The 5,593-nt window shown below is 74.2% G+C and carries 2 protein-coding genes and 1 pseudogene; 2 read left to right on the top strand and 1 reads right to left on the bottom strand.

What is annotated here, in order from left to right:
• Window positions 1-78: 78 nt before the first annotated feature.
• Window positions 79-1,431 (top strand): annotated as a pseudogene (locus ACSNOD_RS27625) (glycosyltransferase family 2 protein); the annotation flags it as partial.
• A 24-nt stretch (window positions 1,432-1,455) separates the two neighbouring features.
• Here ACSNOD_RS27625 and ACSNOD_RS27630 read toward each other — a convergent pair.
• A complete protein-coding gene (locus tag ACSNOD_RS27630; RefSeq protein WP_436769795.1) occupies window positions 1,456-4,089 on the bottom strand; it encodes a valine--tRNA ligase in 2,634 nt (877 codons plus the stop codon).
• A gap of 196 nt (window positions 4,090-4,285) precedes the next feature.
• On the opposite strand from ACSNOD_RS27630, the gene ACSNOD_RS27635 reads away from it, so the two are divergent.
• The gene (locus tag ACSNOD_RS27635; RefSeq protein ID WP_436769796.1) at window positions 4,286-4,924 is read left to right on the top strand and encodes a hypothetical protein; all 639 of its coding nucleotides are present in this window, start codon (window positions 4,286-4,288) and stop codon (window positions 4,922-4,924) included.
• Window positions 4,925-5,593 lie beyond the last annotated feature (669 nt).

Genomic DNA, 5,593 nt, shown 5'->3' on the forward strand with positions numbered 1-5,593 from the left:
GCCGGACCAGCGCGGCGAAGTCCCGCATCGCCTCGGGCCGCTCCGTGGAGCGCCGCACGACGATCAGGAGCCGCCCCGATGGACCTCAGCACCCACACCCTCCTCCTCGTCTTCCCCTTCTTCCTCCTCCTCTGCTTCCTGCTCTACTGGGCCGGCGCCCGCCACGCGTATCTGCGCCGCCCGGGCCCCGAGGCGGGCGACCCCACCGCCTTCGACTGGCACGTCTTCGTGCCGTGCCGGGACGAGGAGGCCGTCGTCGGCACCACCATCACCCGGCTGCGGACCGACTTCCCCGGCGCGCACGTCTGGGTGGTCGACGACGACAGCGACGACCGCACCGGCGAGATCACGGCCGAGTTCGCCGCCCGCGACCCGTACGTGCATCTGGTCCCGCGCCGCCGCCCCGCCGCCCGCGTCGGCAAGGGCGCGGCCCTCAACGCCGCCTATGACGCGCTGAACGCCTTCCTCCCGGCGGACGCCGACCGCGAGCGGGTGATCGTGGTGGTCGCGGACGCCGACGGCCATCTCGCGCCGCACGCGCTCCATCGGGTCAGCGGCCCGTCGGGCTTCGCCGACCCCGAGGTCGGCGGGGTGCAGATCACCGTGCGGATGCGCAACGTGGACGACCGCGAGCCACTGGCCGGCCGCGGCCGGGCCGCCAACGCCTTCGCCCGGCTGCTGATCCGCGTCCAGGACATGGAGTTCTCCGTCTCCTGCGCCGGCATGCAGCTGCTGCGCGGCCGCACCGGCTCCGTGGGCCTGGGCGGCAACGGCCAGTTCACCCGGCTGTCGGCGCTGGACCGGATCGCCGCCGCCGAGCGCCGCCCGTGGCAGCGCGACGCGCTGCTGGAGGACTACGAGCTGGGCCTGCACATGATCCTGTCCGGCTACCGGATCGCCCACATCGACGCCACCTGGGTCTCCCAGGAGGCCCTGCCGCACGCCCGCCGCCATCTGACGCAGCGCACCCGCTGGGCTCAGGGCAACCTCCAGTGCGTGCGCTACGCCCCCCGCATCGTGTCCTCGCGGCACTACGGCGGCAAGGGCGTGCTGGAGACCCTCTACACCTTCTTCCAGCCGCTGGCGCACCTGGCCACGCTGGCCCTGACCGGCGCCCTGTTCGCGCTGCTGGGCCTGGAGATCGCGGTCTCGGGCACCGAGGCCGCGCTCGCCCCCTGGGCCGACCTCTGGCCGCTGGCCCTGGCGCTGTCCCTGGCGTCCGTCGTGCCGTTCGTGCTGTGGGGCCCGGTCTACCGGCGGGAGTACGCGCCGGAGCGCTCGCTGCTGACGTCCCTGCTGTGGGGCGTGGCGCTGTGGCTGTACGCGTACCACCTGTTCGTGGTCTCCGCGCGGGCGTTCGTCCGTACGGTCATCGGCCGGGACGGCTGGGCGAAGACGCGCCGCAACGCGGAGCCGCTGGGCGAGGGGCCGGCCGTGTGTGTCGACCTCGGGCCGTCAGCCCTTCGGCAGCGCCGCGAGCTGCGCGGAGATCCGCTCGATGTCGGCCTCCGCGGCCGCCAGCCGGGTGCGGATCTTCTCCTTGACCGGCTCCGGCGCCTTGGCGAGGAACGCCTCGTTGCCGAGCTTCGCCGTGGCCTGCGCCTTCTCCTTCTCCGCGGCGGCCAGGTCCTTGGTCAGCCGCTTCCGCTCCGCCGCGACGTCGATCGCGCCGGAGAGGTCGAGGGCGACCGTCGCCCCGGCCACCGGCAGGGTGGCGGTGGCGGTGAAGCCCTCGCCCTCCGGCTGGAGGCGCAGCAGCTGGCGGATGGCGTCCTCGTGGCCGGCCAGCGCCGTGCCGCCGAGGTCGAGCCGGGCCGGGACCTTCTGGCCGGGCTGGAGGCCCTGGTCGGCGCGGAACCGGCGGACCTCGGTGACGACCTGCTGGACGGTGGCGATCTCCGCCTCCGCCGCCGCGTCCCGGAAGCCGCTGTCGCTCGGCCACTCGGCGATGACCAGGGACTCCCGGCCGGTGAGCGTGGTCCACAGCGTCTCGGTGACGAACGGCGTCACCGGGTGGAGCAGCCGCAGGGTGACGTCCAGGACCTCGCCGAGGACGCGCCGCGAGGCGTCGGCCGCGGGGCCGCCCTTGGCGAACGTGGTCTTGGACAGCTCGACGTACCAGTCGAACACCTCGTCCCACGCGAAGTGGAACAGGGTGTCGGAGAGCTTCGCGAACTGGTAGTCGTCGTAGTACGCGTCCACCTCGGCGACGACGCTGTTCAGCCGGGAGAGAATCCACCGGTCCTCGGGCCGCAGCTCGGCCGGGTCCGGCAGCTCGCCCTCGACGGTCGCGCCGTTCATCAGCGCGAAGCGGGTGGCGTTCCAGATCTTGTTGGCGAAGTTGCGGGACGCCTGGACCCAGTCCTCGCCGATCGGCACGTCCACGCCGGGGTTGGCGCCGCGGGCCAGCGTGAAGCGGACCGCGTCGGAGCCGTAGGTGTCCATCCAGTCCAGCGGGTTGACCGCGTTGCCGAAGGACTTCGACATCTTCTTGCCGAACTGGTCGCGGACCATGCCGTGCAGGGCGATGGTCTTGAACGGCGGGGTGCCGTCCATCGCGTACAGGCCGAACATCATCATCCGGACGACCCAGAAGAACAGGATGTCGTAGCCGGTGACCAGGACGGAGTTCGGATAGAACTTCTCCAGGCTCTCCGTCCGCTCCGGCCAGCCGAGCGTGGAGAACGGCCACAGGCCGGAGGAGAACCAGGTGTCCAGGACGTCCGTCTCCTGGTACCAGCCCTCGCCGCTCGGCGGCTCCTCGTCCGGGCCGACGCACACCATCTGGCCCTCGGGGCCGTACCAGACGGGGATGCGGTGGCCCCACCACAGCTGGCGCGAGATGCACCAGTCGTGCAGGTTGTCCACCCAGTCGAAGTAGCGCTTCGACATCTCCTCGGGGTGGATCTTCACCTTGCCGTCGCGGACGGCGTCGGCGGCGGCCTTCGCCAGCGGGGCGGTCCGCACCCACCACTGCATGGACAGCCGCGGCTCGATGGTGGTCTTGCAGCGCGAGCAGTGGCCCACCGAGTGGACGTACGGGCGCTTCTCGGCGACGATCCGGCCCTCGGCGCGCAGCGCGCCGACGATGGCGCTGCGCGCCTCCAGCCGGTCCAGGCCCTGGAACGGGCCGTGCGCGGTGATGACCGCGTGCTCGTCCATGACGGTGAGGTTCGGCAGGCCGTGGCGCTGGCCGATCTCGAAGTCGTTGGGGTCGTGCGCGGGGGTCACCTTGACCGCGCCGGTGCCGAACTCGGGGTCGACGTGCTCGTCGGCGACGACCGGGATGCGGCGGCCGGTCAGCGGCAGCTCGATCTCCCGGCCGACGAGGTGGCGGTAGCGCTCGTCCTCGGGGTGGACGGCGACGGCCGTGTCACCGAGCATCGTCTCGGCGCGCGTCGTCGCGACGACGATCGAGTCCTCGCCGTCGCCGTAGCGGATGGAGACCAGCTCGCCGTCGTCGTCCTGGTACTCCACCTCGATGTCCGAGATGGCCGTCAGACAGCGCGGGCACCAGTTGATGATGCGCTCGGCGCGGTAGATCAGCTCGTCGTCGTAGAGCTTCTTGAAGATGGTCTGGACGGCCTGGGACAGGCCCTCGTCCATGGTGAAGCGCTCGCGGGACCAGGCGACGCCGTCCCCGAGGCGCCGCATCTGGCCGGAGATCCGGCCGCCGGACTCGGCCTTCCACTGCCAGACCCGCTCCACGAACTCCTCGCGGCCCAGGTCGTGGCGGGACTTGCCCTCCTTGGCGAGCTCGCGCTCGACGACGTTCTGGGTGGCGATGCCGGCGTGGTCCATGCCGGGCTGCCACAGCGTCTCGAAGCCCTGCATCCGCTTGCGCCGGGTGAGGGCGTCGATCAGCGTGTGCTCGAAGGCGTGGCCCAGGTGCAGGGAGCCGGTGACGTTCGGCGGCGGGATGACGATGGTGTACGCGGGCTTGTCGCTCTTGGCGTCCGCCTCGAAGTAACCGCGCTCTACCCAGCGCTCGTACAACGGTCCTTCTACCTCGGCCGGTGCGTACTGGGTCGGCAGGCTGTCGGGCGCGTTGTGGGCCCCGTCGAGGGGGCGCGGGTTCGTGTCGGTCACGACGGCCAGTGTACGGGCGGGGCCGGGGCGGTCACGAACCGATGGCCTGCGGCCGGCGGGGACGGCGATGGGGACGGCGATATGGCGGAACGGGGCCCGCGGGCGGGCGCGGACCGGCAGGATCGGTCGGGTGATCCGACGGGGGCCGGCCGCGGGGCCGGCCCCCGCGAGCCAGGCGCCGACCGGAGGGACCCGGATGAGCCAGAGCGACCCCCAGCCTTCGACACCGCCCGCCGCGGCCCGCGGCCGGGGCCGGCCGCTCCTCGTCGCCGCGGCGTGCGCGCTGGGCGCGGCGGGGGCGGTGTTCGCCCTGCTGGCGGCCGGCGACGACGCGGGGGTCGAACTGGTCACCCCGCCCACGCTGGCGGGCGGCGCGTACCGGCTGGAGAAGGACACGGAAGCGCTGCGGCGGGAGGGCACCAGCGTCCAGGCGGGCATGCCGAAGGGCACGACCTCGGTGCTGGCCCGCTACCGCCACGCCCACGACGCGTCCGCGACGCTGGCGTTCTCGGGGGCGTACGGGGCGCTCGGCAGCCCGGAGGCCGTCGAGCGCGACATGTACCGGGCGTACGAGACGGGTGCGGGCGCGTCGATCGCCCGCGAGCGCCGCGAGTTCCGCCCGCACGGTCCGGCGGGCCCGTCCGTCACCTGCGAGGTGGTCCGCCTCTCGGCCCACCGCCCGCTGTACGTCCCGGTCTGCACGTGGGCGGAACGCGCCGACGCGGCGATGGTGCTGGAGCTGAACCCCCGTCACACGACCCCCCAAGCGGTGAACGTCCCGGCATTCGCCACCCTGGCCGCAACCCTCCACCAGGAAACGCGCCTCCCCCGCTAGGGGGGCGAGAGCCCCCGTCACTCCGCCCAGCGGGCAGCCCCGCACGATGAGCCACCACCGGGCTGCGCCCGGAAGCCGGGGGCCGAGCCGGCGCAGGCCCCGAGAGGCGCGCCGACCAAACGGCTTCGGGCCGCGCAGCGGCCGGAGGACCGCCCAGCCCGGCCCGGCGGCCAAAACCCCACCGCCCAGGCCGCCATGAGCCGCGCAGCCGGCACCGGCGGGACCGCAAAGCGGCGCCGGCCGAGCCGGCGTGTGCCGCGGCGCGGGCAGCAGCGGAACCCGCGGAGGCGGCGCCGACCGAGCCGGCCCGCGGCCGGGCGCGCGCCAGAACCGGGCAGGCCCACGCAACGCCCGGCGGAAGGCTCGGCAACCGTGAGATCAGCCGAGCCCGCATAAGCCGCGCAGCCGGCACGGCCGCTGGGCGGCCAGCGGCGGCGGCGAAGCCGGGGCCCCGGGCCGCATGGCCCCGGACCGGGTCGGGCCGCGCGAGGACTGGACAGCGCCGCTTGGGCCGCGGAGCGGGCCGGCGGACAGCGGACCGGACAGCGCGAGGACCGGACAGCGCCGCATGGCCCGCGCAGCGGGCCGGCGGCCGGGGGCCGGGGTTGCGAACCCGCTTGGGCCGCGCAGCGGGCCGGCGGCGGGGGGGGGGGGGGGGGGGGGGGGGGG

The organism is Streptomyces sp. URMC 123 (assembly GCF_051386515.1).
GTDB lineage: Bacteria > Actinomycetota > Actinomycetes > Streptomycetales > Streptomycetaceae > Streptomyces.

Bases quoted from the DNA above. Each gene is read 5' to 3' on its own strand.
- ACSNOD_RS27635 (WP_436769796.1), top strand. From the start codon at position 4,286: ATGAGCCAGAGCGACCCCCAGCCTTCGACACCGCCCGCCGCGGCCCGC.